Annotated in this window: 15 protein-coding genes; 10 read left to right on the top strand and 5 right to left on the bottom strand. The window is 63.1% G+C overall.

What is annotated here, in order from left to right; translation table 11 throughout:
- Nucleotides 1-70 precede the first annotated feature (70 nt).
- From VWZ81_RS04305 to VWZ81_RS04315, 3 genes are all read left to right on the top strand, one after another.
- On the top strand, nucleotides 71-670 hold the full coding sequence (locus tag VWZ81_RS04305) for a superoxide dismutase (RefSeq protein ID WP_102896828.1): 600 nt from the start codon (nucleotides 71-73) through the stop codon (nucleotides 668-670).
- 143 nt (nucleotides 671-813) lie between these two features.
- On the top strand, nucleotides 814-1014 hold the full coding sequence (locus tag VWZ81_RS04310; RefSeq protein WP_340545849.1) for a hypothetical protein: 201 nt from the start codon (nucleotides 814-816) through the stop codon (nucleotides 1012-1014).
- Nucleotides 1014-1466 carry a host attachment family protein gene (locus VWZ81_RS04315; RefSeq protein ID WP_416542165.1) on the top strand — a complete coding sequence of 151 codons (453 nt, stop codon included), beginning with the start codon at nucleotides 1014-1016 and terminating at the stop codon, nucleotides 1464-1466. Before VWZ81_RS04310 ends, VWZ81_RS04315 begins: the two co-directional genes overlap by 1 nt.
- Before the next feature lie 86 nt (nucleotides 1467-1552).
- Here the strand turns inward: VWZ81_RS04315 and VWZ81_RS04320 are convergent, their stop codons facing one another.
- Nucleotides 1553-2095: a TIGR00730 family Rossman fold protein gene (locus VWZ81_RS04320; RefSeq protein ID WP_340545847.1), complete on the bottom strand. Its 543-nt coding sequence runs from the start codon at nucleotides 2093-2095 to the stop codon at nucleotides 1553-1555.
- Nucleotides 2096-2259: 164 nt separating this feature from the next.
- Here VWZ81_RS04320 and VWZ81_RS04325 point away from each other — a divergent pair, with 164 nt between their 5' ends.
- Nucleotides 2260-4017, top strand: coding sequence for a LysM peptidoglycan-binding domain-containing protein (locus VWZ81_RS04325; protein ID WP_416542166.1), 1758 nt, complete (start codon nucleotides 2260-2262; stop codon nucleotides 4015-4017).
- A 151-nt stretch (nucleotides 4018-4168) separates the two neighbouring features.
- A complete protein-coding gene (locus VWZ81_RS04330; RefSeq protein WP_416534190.1) occupies nucleotides 4169-5977 on the top strand; it encodes an ABCB family ABC transporter ATP-binding protein/permease in 1809 nt (602 codons plus the stop codon).
- A 35-nt stretch (nucleotides 5978-6012) separates the two neighbouring features.
- Here the strand turns inward: VWZ81_RS04330 and VWZ81_RS04335 are convergent, their stop codons facing one another.
- From VWZ81_RS04335 to VWZ81_RS04345, 3 genes are all read right to left on the bottom strand, one after another.
- Entirely contained in the window at nucleotides 6013-6240 is a 228-nt protein-coding gene (locus VWZ81_RS04335) for a hypothetical protein (protein WP_340545844.1), read from the bottom strand.
- Between the two features lie 219 nt (nucleotides 6241-6459).
- The gene (locus VWZ81_RS04340) at nucleotides 6460-10296 is read right to left on the bottom strand and encodes an efflux RND transporter permease subunit (RefSeq protein WP_416542167.1); all 3837 of its coding nucleotides are present in this window, start codon (nucleotides 10294-10296) and stop codon (nucleotides 6460-6462) included.
- Entirely contained in the window at nucleotides 10293-11588 is a 1296-nt protein-coding gene (locus VWZ81_RS04345) for an efflux RND transporter periplasmic adaptor subunit (protein ID WP_340545842.1), read from the bottom strand. Before VWZ81_RS04345 ends, VWZ81_RS04340 begins: the two co-directional genes overlap by 4 nt.
- Before the next feature lie 299 nt (nucleotides 11589-11887).
- Here VWZ81_RS04345 and VWZ81_RS04350 point away from each other — a divergent pair, with 299 nt between their 5' ends.
- The 5 genes from VWZ81_RS04350 (at nucleotide 11888) to VWZ81_RS04370 (ending at nucleotide 17543) form a co-directional block, all read left to right on the top strand.
- Complete coding sequence (locus VWZ81_RS04350; RefSeq protein WP_416540031.1) at nucleotides 11888-12559, top strand: hypothetical protein; 672 nt, start codon at nucleotides 11888-11890, stop codon at nucleotides 12557-12559.
- 67 nt (nucleotides 12560-12626) lie between these two features.
- Nucleotides 12627-13949, top strand: coding sequence for a PQQ-like beta-propeller repeat protein (locus tag VWZ81_RS04355; RefSeq protein ID WP_340545840.1), 1323 nt, complete (start codon nucleotides 12627-12629; stop codon nucleotides 13947-13949).
- A gap of 99 nt (nucleotides 13950-14048) precedes the next feature.
- A complete protein-coding gene (gene der / locus VWZ81_RS04360) occupies nucleotides 14049-15509 on the top strand; it encodes a ribosome biogenesis GTPase Der (RefSeq protein ID WP_340545839.1) in 1461 nt (486 codons plus the stop codon).
- A gap of 331 nt (nucleotides 15510-15840) precedes the next feature.
- Nucleotides 15841-16857, top strand: coding sequence for a fatty acid desaturase (locus VWZ81_RS04365; RefSeq protein WP_416542168.1), 1017 nt, complete (start codon nucleotides 15841-15843; stop codon nucleotides 16855-16857).
- Entirely contained in the window at nucleotides 16854-17543 is a 690-nt protein-coding gene (locus VWZ81_RS04370; RefSeq protein WP_416542169.1) for a helix-hairpin-helix domain-containing protein, read from the top strand. Before VWZ81_RS04365 ends, VWZ81_RS04370 begins: the two co-directional genes overlap by 4 nt.
- A 90-nt stretch (nucleotides 17544-17633) precedes the next feature.
- On the opposite strand, the gene serS is transcribed toward VWZ81_RS04370, so the two are convergent.
- On the bottom strand, nucleotides 17634-18926 hold the full coding sequence (serS, locus tag VWZ81_RS04375; protein WP_340545836.1) for a serine--tRNA ligase: 1293 nt from the start codon (nucleotides 18924-18926) through the stop codon (nucleotides 17634-17636).

Below are 18926 nucleotides of genomic sequence, written 5' to 3' on the forward strand. Positions count from 1 at the left end.
GCCTTGACCAATGGGGGCACCAGCCGCATGTATCTGCCTAGGAACGAAACAGACAATACAGGGGGCCCAGATGGCTTTTGAACTTCCCGATCTTCCTTATGCCCATGACGCGCTGGCATCCAAAGGCATGTCCGCAGAAACGCTGGAATACCACCACGACCTGCACCACAAGGCCTATGTGGACAACGGCAACAAGCTGATTGCCGGCACCGAGTGGGACGGCAAGTCCATGGAAGAGATCATCAAGGGCACCTATGACGCAAATGCCGTCGCCCAGAGCGGTATCTTCAACAACATCTCCCAGCTGTGGAACCACAACCAGTTCTGGGAAATGATGGGTCCGGGCGACAGCAAGATGCCGGGCGAGCTGGAAAAGGCTCTGGTCGACAGCTTTGGCTCCGTTGACAAGTTCAAGGAAGAGTTCTCTGCCGCAGGCGCGGGTCAGTTCGGCTCCGGCTGGGCCTGGCTGGTCAAGGACACCGACGGCGGCCTGAAGGTGACCAAGACCGAAAACGGCGTGAACCCGGTCTGCTTTGGTCAGACAGCACTGCTGGGCTGTGACGTGTGGGAGCATTCCTACTATATCGATTTCCGCAACAAGCGTCCGGCCTATCTGACCAACTTCCTCGACAATCTGGTCAACTGGGAAAACGTCGCTTCGCGCATGTGATCTTTTGGGATCAGTGATTGATCTTGGGCCTCGTCCGGTATCGGACGGGGCCTTTCTTTATTGCGCGGGGGCGGGCCGAGGGGGGAACAAAACGCCTCTTTGGCGGTTGTGTTGGTGAACCCCGATAAAAATGGAGGACCGACATGGCAGACCGCGTGAGATCAAAGGATGGCCGTCAGGAAACCAAGGAAATCCTGGGCGCCGAGGGCAGCGTTTCGCATGGCGGGCGCACCGGTGGCCGACTGGCCCGGGAGGTGGCGACCGAGGACGAGGAAAAACGTGCCAAGGAACGCCCTGCCGGTGCGACACGGGTGACCAAATCCAACGAGCAGGAGGACCAATAATGGCTCAGCTAGACCACGGCACATATGTTCTGGTGACCGACAGCGAAAAGGCATTGCTGCTGCAAAACACCACCGATGCGCAGAACCCGCATTTGGAGGTGCGCCGCAAGGAAGAGCAGGACAATCCCTCCGATATCGAACAATCGGCCAACCGTCCCGGCCGGATGCACGACGGCGGTGTTGGCCACCGTTCGGCGCTGGATGATACCGACTGGCACGAGCTGGCCAAGGAGCGCTTTGCCGACGATATCGCAGAGCTGCTCTATGAGCGGGCGCACAAGGGCAAACTGGGCAAGATCGTTCTGGTCGCCTCGCCGCAGGTGCTCGGCAATCTGCGCGGCAAGCTGCACAAGGAGGTGCTGGATCTGGTGCTGGCGGAGATCCCGAAGACGCTGACCAACCACCCGATCGACGAGATCGAGAAGATTGTCCAGCAGGAGCTGGCCGCCTGATCCCGGCGGTGTGCGCGAAACGCATTATCTGGCAAATTCACAGACCAACGCGGTGCAGGAATGCGCCGCGTTTTTTGTTGTCGAGATCAGCCGCGCAGCGCGGTCAGCGCATCCTCGACGCTGGTGACCCAGGTGAGCGCCGCCGTTGTCTCGGCCCCCGCGAACCCTTCGGCCACCACATGCTCCACCAGGGCCTTCAGCGGATCCCAGTAGCCGTCGATGTTGAGGACCAGGATCGGTTTCCGGTGCAGGTCGAGCTGACGCCAGGTCAGCGCCTCGAACAGCTCGTCAAGCGAGCCGGCACCGCCCGGCAGCACCACCACGGCATCGGCGTTGTAGAGCATCACCTTTTTGCGTTCGTGCATGGTTTCGGTGACCACATAGGTGTTGAGGTCGGTCTTGGCGACCTCGCGGCGGACCAGATGTTCGGGAATGACGCCAAAGGTGCGCCCGCCCGCCGCCTGTGCCGCCCGCGCCACCCGGCCCATCAGCCCGACGTCCCCGGCGCCATAGACCAGCCGCTGCCCCTGTTGGGCAAGGCCGGTTCCGAGCGCCTCGGCGGCTTCGGCATAGGCCGGACGGATCCCATCGCGCGATCCACAATACACACAGACGGAATGAATACGCATGGCAGTCACCTTTTTTGTTGTGTTCGGCGGGGAAATAAGTCGTCCTTTGGTCCCTGATAGCGGCATTGTATGGCTGGCTCAAGCAAGCGGGGGGGACATCCCGCAGGATCGGACCCGAGGACGACCGGTGGAGGTCTTTTCGGGGTCGGAAGGGAAGGAATGGAATGACGGATGTAACGGGCAAAGGTGGCATATCCGCCATCGCCATCGGGGGCGCTGCTGCGGTGGTCGCGGTGCTGGGCGGGGTGGTTTTCCTGCAATGGGGCGGTGGTGAGCGCGGCGCGGGCGGCGATGGCTCCGCCGCCAATGGCGACAAGGTGGTGATCACGCCGAGCGTCTCCGCCTCAGATCGCAAGCTGGCTTCGCCCGAGGTGGGCAGCGATGCGCCCAAAGAGACGGTGACAGAAACCGAGGTGACAGTGGCTGCGACGGATGCGACGGCACCGGCCGAGGTCGATCAGCCTGCGGGCGGTGAAGCGCCTGTCGAAGCGGCGCCGCGCGCGGATGCGGAGCAGGCGGCCGAGGTGGGTGTGGCAGGGGCAGCAGAGACCAGCGCCGTCGAGGCCGCGCCATCGGCAGATGAGACGCCTGCTGAAACACCCGCCGTGACGTTGACAGCCCCGCAGATGGATCTTGCACGGTTTGAGACCGATGGCAGCGGAATGGTTGCCGGGCGGGCGACGCCGGGATCGGTGATCTCGCTGATGCTGGACGGTGCGGTGCTGGAGACGCTGACGGTGCCGTCGGATGGCAGCTTTGTGCTGTTCACCTCGGTTGCGCCCTCGGATCAGCCGCAGGTGATTTCGCTGACAGCCACCTTGGGGGAGGCGGTTGCGGCCTCTGATGCAGAGTTCATTCTGGCACCTGTCGTGCCCGTCGCGCCGGTGCAGGTGGCACAGGCCGACGCGGTTGAGGCCCCGGTCGCCGAGGCGCGTGTGGCAGCGGATGTCGCAGCCGATGCGGCCGCCGAGGAAACCGCGACCGTGGCCGTTCAAAGCGAGGCTGCGCAGGCTGAGGCCGTGCAGAGTGAGGCCGTACAGAGTGAGGCAGTGGCAAGTGAGGCGGTGGCAAGTGAGGCGGTGCAGGCTGAGGTCACGACCGCTGCAACGGAAACAGCTGAAGCCTCTCCTGTTGTGAGCGCTGCACCTGCCGCACCGGTGGCGGCAGAGCTGGCCGCAGAACCGGATGCAGATCCCGCAGATGTTGCGCAGGCTGCGGTGGACAGCCCGGCTGAGGATAGTGCGGTGGCACCTGTCGAGGTGGCGGAAACCACAGTCGAGATGGCTGAGGCCGCTGCGGCGGATGTGGCGCAGACCACGGGCCAGGACGCGCCAGCCGCCGCCGCACCGGAACAGGTGGCGGTGCTGCGGTCCGATGCCAGCGGCGTGACGCTGGTCCAGCCCCCCACGCCGCGACTGGCAGAGGCGCCCGATACCGTGGCGCTGGAGACCATTTCCTATGATGATGCGGGCTCCGTGGTGCTGAGCGGGCGGGTGCGCGCGGATGCGGTGGTGCGCGCCTATCTCGACAATGCGGCGATTGCCGATCTGCCGGTGGATGAGGAAGGCCGCTGGTCCGGTATTCTGCCCAATGTGGCGCCGGGGATCTACGCGCTGCGACTGGATGCGCTGGATACCGAGGGCAAGGTGCTGAGCCGACTTGAAACCCCGTTCAAACGGGAAGCGCCGGAGGTGCTGCAACCGCCTGTCGAAACCGCAGCTGCCCCCGATGCCGCCCCAACCGGCACGCAGCCTCAGGTGCGCCTGGTCACGGTGCAGGAGGGCGATACGCTCTGGGCGATTTCGCGCGAACGTTATGGCGACGGGCTGCTGTATGTGCGGGTGTTTGATGCCAACCGCGCGGCGATCCGCAACCCGGATCTGATCTACCCCGGTCAGGTATTCTCGGTGCCGGTGCAATAAGACGACTGTCGCCGCGCGGGGGGGGGCTGCGCAAAGGCCTGCGCAAAGGCCGGGATAATAGTCGGGCCAAAAGTCGGGATACGGCGCAGGGCCATGCTGGCCAAATGGTCGGCACGGCCCTATGTCAGAGGTCTTGCAACAAGGACATGTGATGACGGACAGCGATATGACCACTGCGCAGGAGGAGCGCCGTTCCGGCCTGCGCACCCTGCGCCGCGTTTTTCCCTACCTGTGGCCAAAGGATCAGGCCTGGGTCAAATACCGCGTGGTGGCGGCGCTGGCGGTGCTGATCCTGGCCAAGCTGGTCGCGGTCTATACGCCGATGCTCTACAAGGGTGCGGTCGATAGCCTCGCGGGAGAAGGCGTGCCGCCTCTGGCGTTGGGGGCTGTTGGTCTGACGGTGGCCTATGGCGTGGCGCGGGTTCTGACCACCGGGTTTCAGCAGCTGCGTGATGCGGTGTTTGCGCCTGTCGGTCAACGGGCACTGAGGCGTCTGGCGCTGGAGACCTTTCGCCATATTCACCGCCTGTCGATGCGCTATCACATCACCCGCAAAACCGGCGGGCTGAGCCGGATTATCGAACGTGGCGTCAAAGGCGTGGAGTTCCTGCTGCGCTTTCTTCTGTTTTCCATCGGGCCTCTGGTGCTGGAGCTGGTGCTGGTTGCCGTCATCCTCGCGGTGCTGTTTGACATCTGGTATCTGGTCGTGGTGGCCGTCACTGTCGGGCTTTATGTCTGGTTCACCTTTGCGGTGACGGAATGGCGGGTGAAGCTGCGCCGCGAGATGAACAAGCAGGACACCGATGCCAACCAGAAGGCGATCGACAGCCTGCTGAACTATGAGACGGTCAAATATTTCGGCGCCGAGGATCGCGAGACCGAGCGCTACGATGTGGCGATGCGGGCCTATGCCAAGGCCGCGCTGAAGACTGCCTATTCGCTGGCATTCCTGAACTTTGGCCAGAGCCTGGTGATCACCGGCGGTCTGGTGGTGGTGATGGTGATGGCCGCGATCGGCGTGCAGCAGGGCAATCTGACGGTGGGCGATTTTGTCATGGTCAACGCCTATATGATCCAGATCACCGTGCCGCTGAACTTTCTCGGGACCGTCTACCGTGAGATCCGTCAGAGCCTTGTAGATATGGGCGAGATGTTCGATCTGATCGAACAGGACCCGGATGTGAAGGATCGGGGTGATGCCAAGGTGTTGCAGGTCAACGGCGGTGCGATCACGCTGGAGAATGTGGAGTTCGGCTACGACAGCGACCGGCAGATCCTGAAAGGCGTGAGTCTTGAGGTGGCGGCGGGGCAGACCGTGGCCATCGTTGGGTCTACCGGGTCGGGCAAATCCACTATCGGGCGGCTGTTGTTCCGGTTCTATGATGTCACCCGCGGGGCCTTGCGCATTGACGGGCAGGATGTGCGGGATGTCACGCAAAAGAGCCTTCATGCCGCGATTGGCGTGGTGCCGCAGGATACCGTGCTGTTCAACGATACGATCCGCTACAATATCGCCTATGGCCGTGCTGGAGCCACGCAGGAAGAGGTGGAACAGGCCGCGCGGGATGCGCAGATCCACGACTTCATCATGCGGCTGCCTGAGGGGTATGAGACGCAGGTCGGCGAGCGGGGCCTGAAGCTGTCGGGCGGTGAGAAGCAGCGGGTGGGCATTGCCCGCACCCTGCTGAAGAACCCGCCAATCCTGCTGCTGGACGAGGCGACATCGGCGCTGGACAGCGACACAGAACAAGAGATCAAGGAGGCGCTGTCGCGCGCCGGGCAGGGGCGGACGGTGATCACCATTGCCCACCGTCTGAGCACGGTTGCAGAGGCCGACCAGATCATTGTGCTGGAACAGGGCGAGATCGCCGAGCGCGGCACCCATGACGAGCTGCTGGCCAGCGAAGGCCGCTACGCGCATCTGTGGCAGCGCCAGCAATCGGATCAGGACGCCGCCTGATCACCCTGCGGGGATAAAGGGGGTCTGCGGCGCGGCTAGCCGCTGACGTAGACCCCGTCCTTTGGTTTGTAGAAAATCTTTTGATTGTGCAGCCGTCCGAGCAGATCGTGGATCTGGCGCAGGCTGTCGGCGCGGTTGTGACCGGCGATGCCCTGCACGGTCTGACTGCCGTCAGCCAGTGCGTCCCGCGTGCGTTGCAGCGCGGTTTCGATCAGATCGACGTCGGCAATGGTGAGTTCGAACATATCGTTGAAATCGGGCATCTGATGGGTCCTCTCTGCTGGCGGGGCTGGCTGGAACCGCGCGGCTGTCTTCTGGCGCCCGGCTGGTGCTGCGGTCGGCGGAATGTCTTCAGGCTGGCCCAGCTGGCCACTCATTACCACCAAAATATGCAGATGCGGCGGATTGGTCGCTGGCCGCCGATGGCTGCGCTTTGGTCCCAACAAACGCACAACGCCCCGCGGAGGCGGGGCGTTGGCTGGTTATTCGGCGGCGCGCAGCGGTGTTGAGGGCGGTTTGCCCTTCTCTTCCTCCCAGCCCTCGTCCGGCCTGGTCTGTGCGGCTTCGGGCGCCGACATCGCTGGGTCTGGTTCATTGTCCAGCCTGCCTTCACGCTCCCACAGGATCTCGGTGGTGGGCAGGGTGCGGGCCTTGGTCGCGAGGCGCATGTCGCGCGCGATCTGGCTGGACCGCCCGCCGGTAAGCCGTGCAAGCAGGCGGCCAAGGGCGGCGACATAGATCCACAGCCACACCCGGATCGCCAGCAGCGAGGGTGTCACCAGCAGCGTCAGCACGGTGGCAATCCCCAGACCAAAGACCACGGCGGTCGCCAGCTGTTTCCACCACAGCGAGGTCGGGCTGTCGATGGAATAGCCGCCATTGATGAAATCGAGGCTGAGCCCGAACATCATCGGTGCCAGGCCGGCCATCGTGGTGATGGTGGTCAGCAGAACCGGACGGATCCGCGCCTCGGCGGTGCGGATGATCGCCTCGATCCGGGGCATCTTCTGGGCATATTCCTGATAGGTGTCGATCAGAACGATATTGTTGTTCACCACGATGCCTGCCAGCGCCACGATGCCGGTGCCGGTCATGATGATCGAGAACGGCTGCTGCATGACCATCATGCCAATCAGCACGCCGGTGGTGGACAGCACCACCGCCAGAAGAACCAGGATGGAATTGTAAAAGCTGTTGAACTGCGCCAGGAGGATCACGAACATCAGCCCCAGCGCCCCGGCAAAGGCCTTCATCAGGAAGGCGCCGGATTCGGCCTGTTCTTCCTGATCGCCGGTCCATTCCCAGGTGATATCGGCGGGCAGCGGATCGCTCTCCAGCCACTCGGTCAGCTTGGCGATGCGCTCGTTGGCGTTGAGCGCCACAACACGGGCGCCATCCTCCAGCGCCGATTGCAGGGCCTCTTGTGTGGCCGCGCCTTCAAGACTGCGCAGCCTGAACGCTGTGCCATCCGGGCCGGTCAACTCGCCGGTTGCGGTTCCTTCGGGGAGAGATTTGACATAGGCCAGCGTCTGCTCCTTGCCGTCCTCGGTCTCGGTGGTGATGACCTTTGACAGGCCCGGTTCGATATCCGCCTTCACGTCGTAATAGCGCTGCTGTTCGACGCGGCTGATTTTTTCCAGTTTGGGAACAGGATGGCGGGTGATGAAGTTCGACAGCGGCACCAGCCCGTCCTCGGTGCGCAGTTTCAGCGCATCAAGGGTGGAGAGGACGCGGTCTTCTTCGGGCAGGCGAACGCGGATTTCGATTTCTTCGTCCGAACTGTCGACGCGCATGGTGTCCAGAAGGATGCCGCGCGTGACCAGCTGCACCATGGCGCCAACGGTCGCCACATCGGCGCCGTACCGCCCGGCCTTTTCGACATCGACGTCGATCTGCCAGTCGATACCGGGAAGCGGCAGGCTGTCCTCGATCAGGTCAAGACCGGGGGTTGCCTCGAACTGGGCGCGGGCCTGTTCGGTGGCGGCGGTCAGCGTGTCCCAGCTGTCGCCTTTCAGACGCAGGTGCACAGGTTTGCCGGAGGCGGGCCCCTGCGCCAGCGCGCGGATTTCCGCTTCAAAGCCCGGCAGCTTGGCCAGTTCGGCGTTGATCTCCTCGATCACCGTATCGCCGTCGAACTCGGTTGCCGTCACCTCGCGGGTGAACCAGCCGTTGAACCAGCTTTCGGTCTGGGTCGGCCGGTCCTCCCATGGGATGATCTCGAACTGGACCTGACCGATGGTATCGGGCGGGGTCTGGGCGCCTGAGGCATCGGTGTTCAGCCCGCCTTCACCGGCAAAGGAGAAGACATTCACGACCGCCGGATGCGACAGGATCACCTGTTCGGTCTGGCGCACCATCTCATCCTCTTCGGTCAGCGAGGTATTGCCACGGGCGCGCACATAGGCGGTGGCCTGTTCCGGCTCGGATTCGACGAAGAATTCAACGCCGTAGTTGTTCTGACCGAACATGGTGAAGACGGTCATGATGGCAAAGGCGATCGCCCCGATGGTGACGATGGGCATGACCGGATTGCCGACGATGAATTTGATGAAATGGCCAAAGGGCGTGTGTTTGTAGCCGGCATCGACTGATTTCTCGGTCCGGTGCAGACTGGCCGCGCCCAGCGTGACCGAGGCCCCGAAGGCCGCCAGCACAAAGACCAGCGCACCAAAGATCAGCGCGGCGGTATCGGGTACCTGAGCGGGCAGCAGATAGCCCCCGTTGAGCATCTGCATCGCCCCTGCAAACATACCCCAGAGCATCACCGGCACCAGAGCGGCCCGCAGCCACCAGGGTGCAACCGCCCGTAGCCCGTCGGAGAGGTTTTCAAACAGGCGGCTCATGCGGCCGGTGACACCGCCCATGACGGGCAGATAGATCAGCGCCACCACCAGCGATGCCGAGAGCACGAAGATCAGCGTGACCGGCAGCATTCCCATGAATTCACCGGGGACACCGGGCCAGAACAGCATCGGCAGAAAGGCACAGAGCGTGGTCGCGGTTGAGGAAACCACCGGCCAGAACATCCGCTGCGCCGCCTCGACATAGGCGTGCATCGGGCCGGTGCCTTCCTTGATCCGCTTGTCGGCGTATTCGACCACCACGATGGCGCCATCCACCAGCATACCCACTGCAAGGATCAGGCCGAACATCACGATATTGGAGATGCTCACGCCCATCACCGCAAGGAAGGCAAAACACAAAAGGAAGGAGGTCGGGATTGCAAAGCCGACCAGCAGGGCGGCACGGCTGCCAAGCGCCGACAGCACCACGATCATCACCAGAGCAACAGCGGTCAGGACCGAACCTTCCAGCTGGCTCACCATGGAGCCGACGACGCGGCTCTGGTCGTTGGAGGTGCCGACGGAGACGGCGGCCTTCAGCTCGGGCGGCCATTTGGTCTTGGCCTCGGCCAAGGTTACCTTGACCAGATCCACCGTGTCGATCAGGTTGTAGCCCTTGCGCTTGACCACCTGCAACGCCACCGTGTCCTCGCCGTTGAACCGCGCGGTGCCGCGACGATCCTCGAAGGTGAAATTGATCGTGGCCAGCTCACCCAGGGTGACCACGCGGTCGCCATTGGTCTTCACTGGCAGCTCGTAGATGTCGCGCACATCATCAAAGGATGACGGGATCTTCACGGAGAAGGTGCCCTGATTGGTTTCCACCTCACCGGCGGCGATCAGCTGGTTGTTGTTCTGCACAACGGTGATCAGTTCAAGCGCGGTGACGTTATAGGCCTCCAGCCGCAGCGGGTCGATCAGTACTTCGACCATCTCGTCGCGATTGCCGGCGATCCCGGCTTCGAGCACCGGTTCCAGCGCCTCAAGATCGTCCTGCAAGTCCTTGGCGATACGGGCCATCGTGCGTTCGGGCACGGCACCGGTCAGGTTGACGATGACGATGGGGAATTCTGAGAAGTTGATCTCGTTGATGGTGTATTTTTCAGCCCCCTCGGGGAAATCGGCCTCGGCGGCATCCATCGCGTCACGGACATCTGCCATGATCGCGGTCTTGTCCCAGCCAAAGTCGAACTCAAGCGCCACACCGGCGTAGCCTTCGGCGGCGGTTGAGGACATCTTGTCCAGCCCGTCGAGATCGGCCAGCTCGGTCTCCATCACCTTGACCAGCAGGGTCTCGGCATCCTCGGCGGAGATGCCGGGGAAGGGGACAGAGATGAACAGCGCGGGGATTTCGATATCCGGCTCGCCCTCTTTGGGTAGGCTGGCATAGGCAAAGCCGCCGACCAGCAGCGAAATGGCGATGAACGCCAGGATCATACGGGCCCGTTCTGCGGCCCAGCTGACGATACCGGTCATTGGGTAACCTCTTTATACGTGGGCTCAACAGCGACGCCCGCAACAACAAAATCCTGCCCGACAACAATCACATCCGCCTGTTCAGGCAGGCCGCTAACCCAGACACCGCTGGCCTCATCCCGCAGGAGGCTGACGGGGTAAAATCCGACCGTCCGATCCTCTTTGACCACGCGCACGCCCAGCTGGCCGTCATTGTTCAGCGTCAGCGAGGATTGTGGCAGGTAATGCGCCTTGGAACCTTCGGCGGAGATCACGATATCGGCAGTCTGGCCGTCGCGGATCGCCAGATCCGGGTTCGGCACGGTGATTTCCACCTCAAATGTGCGGGTGGTGGGATCGGCTGAGCGGCTGATAAAGGTCACCTTGCCCGCAGCCAGACGCCCGTTTGCCAGTTCGGCGCGGGCCATGGCGCCAATGGTGACGCGGTTGACTTCGGCTTCTGGCACGTAACCGACCAGTTTGATGGTTTCGAGCTGGATCACGGTTGCACAAAGACTGCCGGGCTGCATCAGGCTGCCCAGTTCGGCGGTGTCGCTTTCCAGCAGCCCGTCAAATGGTGCGAGGATATCCAGACGCGACAGTTCCTTTTCAGAGGCGGCAACCTGTGCCGAGGCGGCTTCGATGCCCGCGCTGGTGGTTTCCAGCCCGGTTTCCGCCGTTGCCACGCCCGCCACCGCAGAGCGCTCGGCAGCCTGCGCCGAAGCCAGCCGGGTTTCAGAGGCAAAGCCACCTTCGGAGAGTTTCGCCGCAGCGGTCAGATTGATCTGCGCCTCGCGCAGCCGCGCGCGGGCCTCTTCCAGCCGGGCTTTGGCCTCGGGGACGCGGATTTTCGCTTCGCTCAGCCGGGCCTTCGCCTCCAGCAGGGCTGAGGGGCGGGTGCCGGGATCCAGCTTGCACAGCAGATCGCCAGCCTTCACCTGCGCACCCTTGCGCAGCGGTTCGGACAGGACGGTGGATGTGGTTTCAGACCGGACCTCAACCTCGCGGATGGCCTGGGTCTGACCACGCAGCACGACAGCGCTGTCGATACCCCGGGCGCTGCTGCGGATGGCGACAACCCCGACCGGCGATTTGCCGGTCTCCTTGGTATATGCCGCAGCCGCTGCAACGGCTCCGGTTGGATCAGCGGCGTCAGCGGCTGGGGCCGCAGCGTCCGCATCAGATGGGGCAGCCACCGCGTCCACGTCGCTCTGCTCCCCCCGGGCGAAGGCAAGAAGCGCATCCCGCTCGATCACGGCATAATACAAGCCTGCCGTTACAACAGCAGCAGTTATCAGGGGAATTACACGCATCTTGGGCCTTCCTAAATTCATAGTCATCCCATCCGGGACATATAGAACCACTCAACAACCATACCATTAATTCGGCATGTTCAGGCGAACTCGCGCTAAGTGATATGGGCGATATAGGCATTGTCCATACTAAACTCTGTAGTTCAGTTCACATTTTTTGCCTTTTTGGAGCGGTTTGTGCGGGATCGGGCACAACAGGGCCACTTGGCTTGGCACCGGTTGCACTGTAAGAGAAGCAGAACACAGGAAACTTTCCGGCAAGCGCGGGGGCGGTTGCCGGATCTGCCAGGGACATTTTCATGAGCGACACCGACAGCTTTATCGATGAGGTGACAGAAGAGGTCCGTCGCGATCGCCTGTTCAAGATACTCAAACGTTATGGCTGGATTGGCGGCGTGGCCGTGGTGCTGATCGTGGGCGGGGCGGCGCTGCGCGAATACAACCGCGCCCAGACCGAGGCCGCCGCGCAGGCGCTGGGTGACCAGATGATCGCCGCGCTGGACAGCGACGACAGCGCGGCCCGTGCCAATGCGCTGGATGCCATCACCGCTGAAACCGCCGGGGGCGATACGGTGCTGAAGCTGTTGCAGGCCGGTGCTCTGGCCGACGCAGGCGAGCGCGCGGCCGCTGTTGAGCGGCTGAATGCCGTGGCCAGCAATGGCGAGATGCCAGTGATCTATCGCCATATCGCGACCTTCAAGGCGCTTGGCCTGCAGCAGGACAGCCTGCCCATCGCCGACCGCCGGATCCAGTTCGAGGCGCTGGCCCAGCCCGGTGCGCCGCTGGCGCTGCTGGCGCAGGAACAGCTGGCCCTGATCGACATCGAAGACGGCAATGCCGAGGCCGCTATCACCCGTCTGCGCGAGATTATTGCGTCGGCGGCGGTCACCTCGGACTTGAAAGACCGTGCCTCGCAAGTGATTGTGGCGCTTGGGGGAGCGCTGGAGCCGGCCGCGGCACCAGAAGGCTGAGGACAATATCTGCGCTGACGGGCGCAGCGAGAAACGTGCAGTATAAGTGCAGTAACGGGGCAGGGTAATGACGGCAGTAACAAGCTTTTGGGGAGCAAGGGGCATTCTGGCAGGAACCGCATTGGCGTTGGTCCTGTCCGCCTGCACCGAGCCTGAGGTCATCCTGCGCGGTGAACGTCTGGATCTGCGCGATGACAGCGTCGCCGTGGTGACCAATGAAACCCGCGCCATTGCCCTGCCTGCGGCACGCAGCAATACCAGCTGGCCACAGGGCCCCGGTGTCGAAGGGCTGCGGCCGGTCCACCCGGCGCTTGCCGCCGCTCCAAACGCGATCTGGTCTACCTCCATCGGCGCGGGCGACAGCCGTCGTCAGCGCATCACCGCCACGCCGGTTGTCGGCGATGGCCGCATCTACACGCTGGACAGCGGCGCCAGAGTTTCCGCCGTTGCCACAAACGGGGCCTTGCAGTGGCAGAGCGAGCTGCTGCCTGCCTCCGACAGCTCCGGTCAGGCCACCGGCGGCGGTTTGGCGTTTGACAATGGCGTGGTTTATGTCTCCTCCGGCTATGGCGTGCTGACCGCGCTGGATGCGGCGACCGGCGCGACCCTCTGGCGGCAGGAGCTTGAGGCGACCGGCTCGGGGCAGCCCACCGTGCACGATGGGCTGATCTATCTTGTGGCCGGCGATGACACCGGCTGGGCGGTCCATGCCAAGGATGGCCGGATTGCCTGGCAGATCCAGGCCACCCCGAGCCCGTCGAACATCCTGGGCGCGCCTGCGCCTGCGGTGACCTCCGATCTGGCGATTTTTGCCTTTGGATCCGGCGATCTTACAGCGACCTTCCGCAAGGGCGGCCTGCGCCGCTGGAACGCCTCGGTTGCGGGCAAGCGGATCGGGCGGACGATTTCGCGGATCAGCGATGTGACCGGCTCGCCCGTGGTGTCCGGCAACCGCATGTATGTCGGCAACCAGTCCGGGCGTACTGCGGCCTTTGATCTGGCGGCTGGCGATCGTCTGTGGACCGCCCCCCATGGCGCGGTGGATCCGGTCTGGGCGGTTGCGGGCAGTGTTTTCCTGATCAGCGATCTGGGCCAGCTGCTGCGGCTGGACGCGGACAGCGGCGAGGCGATCTGGGCGGCCGATCTGCCCGGATACCTGAAGGACAAACCCCGCAAGCGGGGCGCCATCGTGGCGCATCACGGCCCGGTGGTGGCCGGGGGGCAGGTGGTTGTCGCCTCCAACGATGGGCTGCTGCGCTTTTTCAGCCCCGAAAGCGGAGCACTGCTGCGCACGGTTGCGGTGCCGGGCGGTGCCAGCACCGCGCCGGTGGTGGCTGGCGGCACGCTTTATGTCGTGTCGACCAAAGGACAATTGCACGCTTTCCGATAGCGCTTTGATGCGGTAGGAGAGGGTTAAACAGCGATGTGCTCTGGCAGGGCACGCGCAGATGCGCTATGGGGCGCGTCTGAATCGCAGAAAGTTGGTCTGATGTCTTTTACCCTCGCTATTGTGGGCCGCCCGAATGTGGGCAAATCCACACTGTTCAATCGTCTCGTCGGCAAGCGGCTGGCGCTGGTGGATGACCAGCCCGGCGTCACGCGCGATCTGCGCGAAGGGGAAGCGCGTCTTGGCGATCTGCGCTTTACCGTGGTGGATACCGCCGGTCTGGAAGATGCCACCGACAACTCGCTGGAAGGGCGGATGCGCCGCCTGACCGAGCGGGCGGTCGATATGGCCGATATCTGTCTGTTCATGGTCGATGCCCGCGTTGGTGTGACTCCGGTTGATCAGATGTTTGCCGAAATCCTGCGCAAGAAATCCGCGCATGTGATTCTGGCCGCCAACAAGGCCGAGGGCAATGCCGCCGACGCCGGTGTTCTGGACGCCTGGGGGCTGGGGCTGGGAGAGCCGATCCGCCTGTCCGGTGAACATGGTGAGGGTCTGAACGACCTTTATGCGCAGCTGATGCCGCTGGCGGATGAGTTTGAAAAACGCGCCAAGGACGACAGCCCGGAGATTGACGTCGTGCTGGATGAGGACGCCGAGGAGGATGACCTCTCGGTGCCGATGCCGACCCGCAACAAACCGTTGCAGGTGGCGGTTGTCGGGCGTCCGAATGCGGGTAAATCCACCCTGATCAACAAGATCCTCGGTGAGGATCGCCTGCTGACCGGGCCCGAGGCCGGGATCACCCGCGATGCGATCTCGCTACAGATCGACTGGCAGGATGTGCCGATGCGGATCTTTGACACCGCAGGTATGCGCAAGAAGGCCAAGGTGCAGGAAAAGCTTGAGAAACTTTCTGTGTCGGACGGTCTGCGGGCCGTGAAATTTGCCGAGGTTGTGGTGGTCCTTCTGGATGCGGCAATCCCGTTTGAGCAACAGGATCTGCGCATTGCCGATCTGGCCGAGCGTGAAGGCCGCGCGGTTGTGGTTGCGGTGAACAAATGGGACATCGAGGACGAAAAGCAGGAAAAACTGCGCAATCTGAAAGAGGCCTTTGACCGGCTGCTGCCGCAGCTGCGCGGCGCGCCGCTGATCACCGTGTCGGCCAAGACCGGCAAGGGTCTGGACCGGCTGCACGCCGCCATCATGCGCGCCTATGACGTCTGGAACCGCCGGGTGCCAACGGCGGCGCTGAACCGCTGGCTGACGGGGATGCTGGAACAGCACCCGCCGCCAGCCCCGCAGGGCAAACGGATCAAGCTGCGCTATATGACCCAGGCCAAGACCCGTCCGCCGGGCTTTGTGGTGATGTGTTCGCATCCCGACAAGATGCCCGAGAGCTATAATCGCTATCTGGTCAACGGGCTTCGGCAGGATTTCGACATGCCGGGCACGCCCATTCGTCTGACGCTGCGCTCGCAGTCGGACAAGAACCCCTACAAGGGCAAGAAAAAAGCGCCGCCGTCGAAGCTGCGCAAACATCTGGAAGGCCGCCGCAGCTGAGCGTTGCCGTGCTGACCGCAGGATGAGATTTCGGGCAGCCCCTTCGAGGGCTGCCTTTTTTCATGGGGCGCGCGGCTTCACGCCTGCGACCTTGGCCCCATTTGACCGCAAGCCATTGGCTTTGCTAGGCTTCACCATAGATTATTGAAAGCCGGGGTGGCTTCTCTGCGCAATCTGATGCCGGTCGGGCGGCCGGACCCTCAGATGCGGGGCGCCGCGTCGGGGTATTGTGGGGTATTCACAGTGGCGGTCTGAGCGTCGCCGGGCCACGGGCAATTTGCCTCAGGCCATCGTCATTTCAGCGTCACACTGCGTCTCTAAGGAACATTTCATGGATCTGAGAGCATATACGCGGACTTATTGCGAGAAGGATAACCGGCTGGCGGCGCTCAGCTATTTTGGGACGTTTGCGGTCTATTTCCTGTCGCTGTCACTGGCGATCCGCTACGCCGACATCTGGTATCTGATGGCGCCTGCCGGGGTGGTTTTTGCCTTTGCGGCGGTGCGGCTTTATGTGCTGCAACATGACACCGGGCATCATTCGCTGTTCGAAACCCGATGGCAGAACGAAGTCGCAGGCCATGTGCTGTCGCCCTTCACCTTTGCGCCGTTTGAGGTGATGAAACAGAACCACAATGAGCATCATGCCTATGTCGGCAATCTGGAACACCGCGAGTCCGGTGAGATCCACACCATGACGCTGCGCGAATGGCAGGCGGCGGGCTGGGCGCAGCGGCTGGTCTATCGGCTGTATCGAAACCCGTTTGTGCTGGTGCCGCTGGGGGCGGCGTTCACCTATTTCATCCGCTATCGCTGGCCGAAGAACACGCTGCGCTTTGGCGTCCTGGGGGTGGTGCTGCACAACGTGGTGATCGTGCTGCTGCTCGCGCTGCTCTATGCCATCGCGGGGATGACCGGGGTGCTGATCTGGCTGGGGTTTTCCTTTCTTGGTGGGATGATCGGGGTGTTTCTGGTCTATCTCCAGCATAATTTTGAGGACACCTATTGGGATCGTCGGCCGGACCTCAATCCGCAGGTGGCCGCCCTTCAGGGATCATCGTGCCTCGATTTTGGCTGGTTTTTTGACTTTGCAGTCGCCAATATCACGCTTCATGACATTCATCATTTCAACGCCCGCATTCCCAGCTACCGGCTGCGTCGGTGCCACCACAATCTGCCGCCGGAGATTGCCCCGCGCAGGATCAAATTTGGCGAGGCGGTCCGCGCCATGGGGCTGAAACTCTGGGATGAGGAGCAGCAGCGGCTGGTGCCATTCCCGCAGCAGGCGGCAGGATCGGTCGCCGTGGCGGGTGGGATGCAGGCGACCAACAGGCAGGAGACCTCATGACATCCATTGCAACACTTCCCGGTGTCGGTCCTGCCTTGGCGCAGGTTCTGGCACAAAACGGCTGCGCCACGGTTGAGGCGGTTGCCGGAAAAACGCCGGAGGAGCTGAGCCGGATCCCGCGTATCGGCCGGCTGCGCGCGCAGAAGCTTGTGGCCGAGGCGCGCAAGGCGCAGCGGGTCGCTAAGGGCGCCGGGACCGGACCGGATCACCGTGCCAATGGCGCTGCGCCCGCGACTGCGGCGCCCAATGGCGCGGATACCCAGACGGGCGATGCCGCGCAGCTCAGCTCGGCGCTTGCTGCGGCCGAGGCCGCCCGCCGCGCGGCGGAGGCCAAGGCGGAGAGGGCCGTCACCAAGGCCAAGAAGGCCGCCAAACAGGCCGCAGCCCTGGCCGAGGAATTCGCCGCCGCAAAGGTGAAGGCCAAAGCCAAGGCAAAGCGGGTGAAGGCCAAGGCAAAACGCGCCATCGAGAAGGAAAAGGCCAAGGCCAAGGCGATCCTTGAGGCCAAGAACAATCCAAAGAAAGACGGCGGTAAAAAAGACGGCGCCAAGAAAGACGCCAAGAAGGAACCTGCCAAAAAAGCCTCCGCCCGGAAAGAGACCGGCAAGAAGGAGGCGGGCCGCAAGAAGGCCAGTGCGAAGAAACAGGACGATTCTACCGCTGCCGCAAAGGGCAGGAAGAAATAGGCCTCACCGGAGGCGCGTCTCGCGAGAAAAGGAAAACCGGCGCTGGGGTGCGCCGGTTTTTATATTTTATTAACAGGTTGCAGTGCGCTGTTAAACCAGATCACCTGCCGCCGTCAGGGTCAGGCGACCGCCCAGGTAGGGGGCAAGCACCTCGGGCAGTTTGACGGAGCCGTCTTCCTGCTGGCCGTTCTCCAGCACCGCAATCAGGCAGCGCCCGACCGCCAGACCGGAGCCGTTGAGCGTGTGCAGATATTCCGGCTTGCCACCGTCCGCAGGTTTGAACCGGGCGTTCATGCGGCGGGCCTGAAAATCACCGGTGGTGGAGACCGAGGAAATCTCTCGGTAGGTGTTCTGACCCGGCACCCAGGCCTCGATGTCAAAGGTACGGCGCGCGCCAAAGCCCATGTCGCCGGTGCACAGCACGACGGTGCGGTAGGGGATGCCCAGTTTCTCAAGGATCCCTTCGGCGCAGCGCAGCATACGCTTCTGCTCATCATCGGACTGGCTGGGGTGGACGATAGAGACCATCTCCACCTTCTCGAACTGGTGCTGACGCAGCATGCCGGAGGTATCCTTGCCGGCGCTGCCCGCCTCGGAGCGGAAACACAGCGTATGCGCGGTCATGCGGATCGGCAGGGCGGCCTCATCAAGCGTGTCGCCCGCAACGGAATAGGTCAGCGGCACCTCGGAGGTGGGCACCAGCCACCAGCCATTGGTGGTCTGATAGCTGTCATCGCCAAACTTGGGCAGCTTATCGGTGCCATACATCGCCTCATCGCGCACCAGAACCGGGGAATTCACCTCGGTCAGGCCGTTCTCATCGACATGGGTGTCGACCATGAACTGCGCCAGCGCGCGGTGGATACGGGCCACGGCGCCCTTCAGCAGAACAAAGCGGGAGCCGGAGATTTTGGCGGCGGTTTCGAAATCCATCGCAGCTGCGACGCCCTTGATTTCAAAGTGTTCTTTCGGTTCAAAGGCAAAATTGGGGATCGCCCCCCATTTGCTGACCTCGACATTGTCGTCCTCATCCGCGCCCTCGGGCACGTCCTCGGCGGGCAGGTTGGGAATGCGGGCCAGCACATCGGTGAGCTTGGCGTCCAGTTCCTTGGCCTCGGTCTGCAGGGTGGCGACTTCGGCTTTCTTGCCGGCCACTTCCGCGCGCAGACGTTCGAATTCGGCATCGTCCCCCTTGGCCTTGGCCGCGCCGATGGCCTTGGCCGCCTTGTTCTGGTCGGCCTGAGCGGTTTCGGCCGCCTGGATTTTGGCCCGGCGGGTTTCATCCAGCGCCAGGATGTCAGAGGACATCGCCGCATCCCCACGCCGCGCCAAAGCGGCGTCAAAAGCGGCAGGGTTCTCGCGGATCGCGCGGATGTCATGCAT

It is taken from the genome of Phaeobacter sp. JH20_34 (assembly GCF_048056095.1).
In the GTDB taxonomy this organism is placed as follows: domain Bacteria; phylum Pseudomonadota; class Alphaproteobacteria; order Rhodobacterales; family Rhodobacteraceae; genus Phaeobacter; species Phaeobacter bryozoorum.

Excerpts from the sequence above, each read along its gene's own strand:
- VWZ81_RS04305 (WP_102896828.1), top strand. The coding sequence starts at position 71 with ATGGCTTTTGAACTTCCCGATCTTCCTTATGCCCATGACGCGCTGGCA.
- VWZ81_RS04310 (WP_340545849.1), top strand. The coding sequence starts at position 814 with ATGGCAGACCGCGTGAGATCAAAGGATGGCCGTCAGGAAACCAAGGAA.
- VWZ81_RS04315 (WP_416542165.1), top strand. The coding sequence starts at position 1,014 with ATGGCTCAGCTAGACCACGGCACATATGTTCTGGTGACCGACAGCGAA.
- VWZ81_RS04320 (WP_340545847.1), bottom strand. The coding sequence starts at position 2,095 with ATGCGTATTCATTCCGTCTGTGTGTATTGTGGATCGCGCGATGGGATC.
- VWZ81_RS04325 (WP_416542166.1), top strand. The coding sequence starts at position 2,260 with ATGACGGATGTAACGGGCAAAGGTGGCATATCCGCCATCGCCATCGGG.
- VWZ81_RS04330 (WP_416534190.1), top strand. The coding sequence starts at position 4,169 with ATGACGGACAGCGATATGACCACTGCGCAGGAGGAGCGCCGTTCCGGC.
- VWZ81_RS04335 (WP_340545844.1), bottom strand. The coding sequence starts at position 6,240 with ATGCCCGATTTCAACGATATGTTCGAACTCACCATTGCCGACGTCGAT.
- VWZ81_RS04340 (WP_416542167.1), bottom strand. The coding sequence starts at position 10,296 with ATGACCGGTATCGTCAGCTGGGCCGCAGAACGGGCCCGTATGATCCTG.
- VWZ81_RS04345 (WP_340545842.1), bottom strand. The coding sequence starts at position 11,588 with ATGCGTGTAATTCCCCTGATAACTGCTGCTGTTGTAACGGCAGGCTTG.
- VWZ81_RS04350 (WP_416540031.1), top strand. The coding sequence starts at position 11,888 with ATGAGCGACACCGACAGCTTTATCGATGAGGTGACAGAAGAGGTCCGT.
- VWZ81_RS04355 (WP_340545840.1), top strand. The coding sequence starts at position 12,627 with ATGACGGCAGTAACAAGCTTTTGGGGAGCAAGGGGCATTCTGGCAGGA.
- der (WP_340545839.1), top strand. The coding sequence starts at position 14,049 with ATGTCTTTTACCCTCGCTATTGTGGGCCGCCCGAATGTGGGCAAATCC.
- VWZ81_RS04365 (WP_416542168.1), top strand. The coding sequence starts at position 15,841 with ATGGATCTGAGAGCATATACGCGGACTTATTGCGAGAAGGATAACCGG.
- VWZ81_RS04370 (WP_416542169.1), top strand. The coding sequence starts at position 16,854 with ATGACATCCATTGCAACACTTCCCGGTGTCGGTCCTGCCTTGGCGCAG.
- serS (WP_340545836.1), bottom strand. The coding sequence starts at position 18,926 with ATGCATGACATCCGCGCGATCCGCGAGAACCCTGCCGCTTTTGACGCC.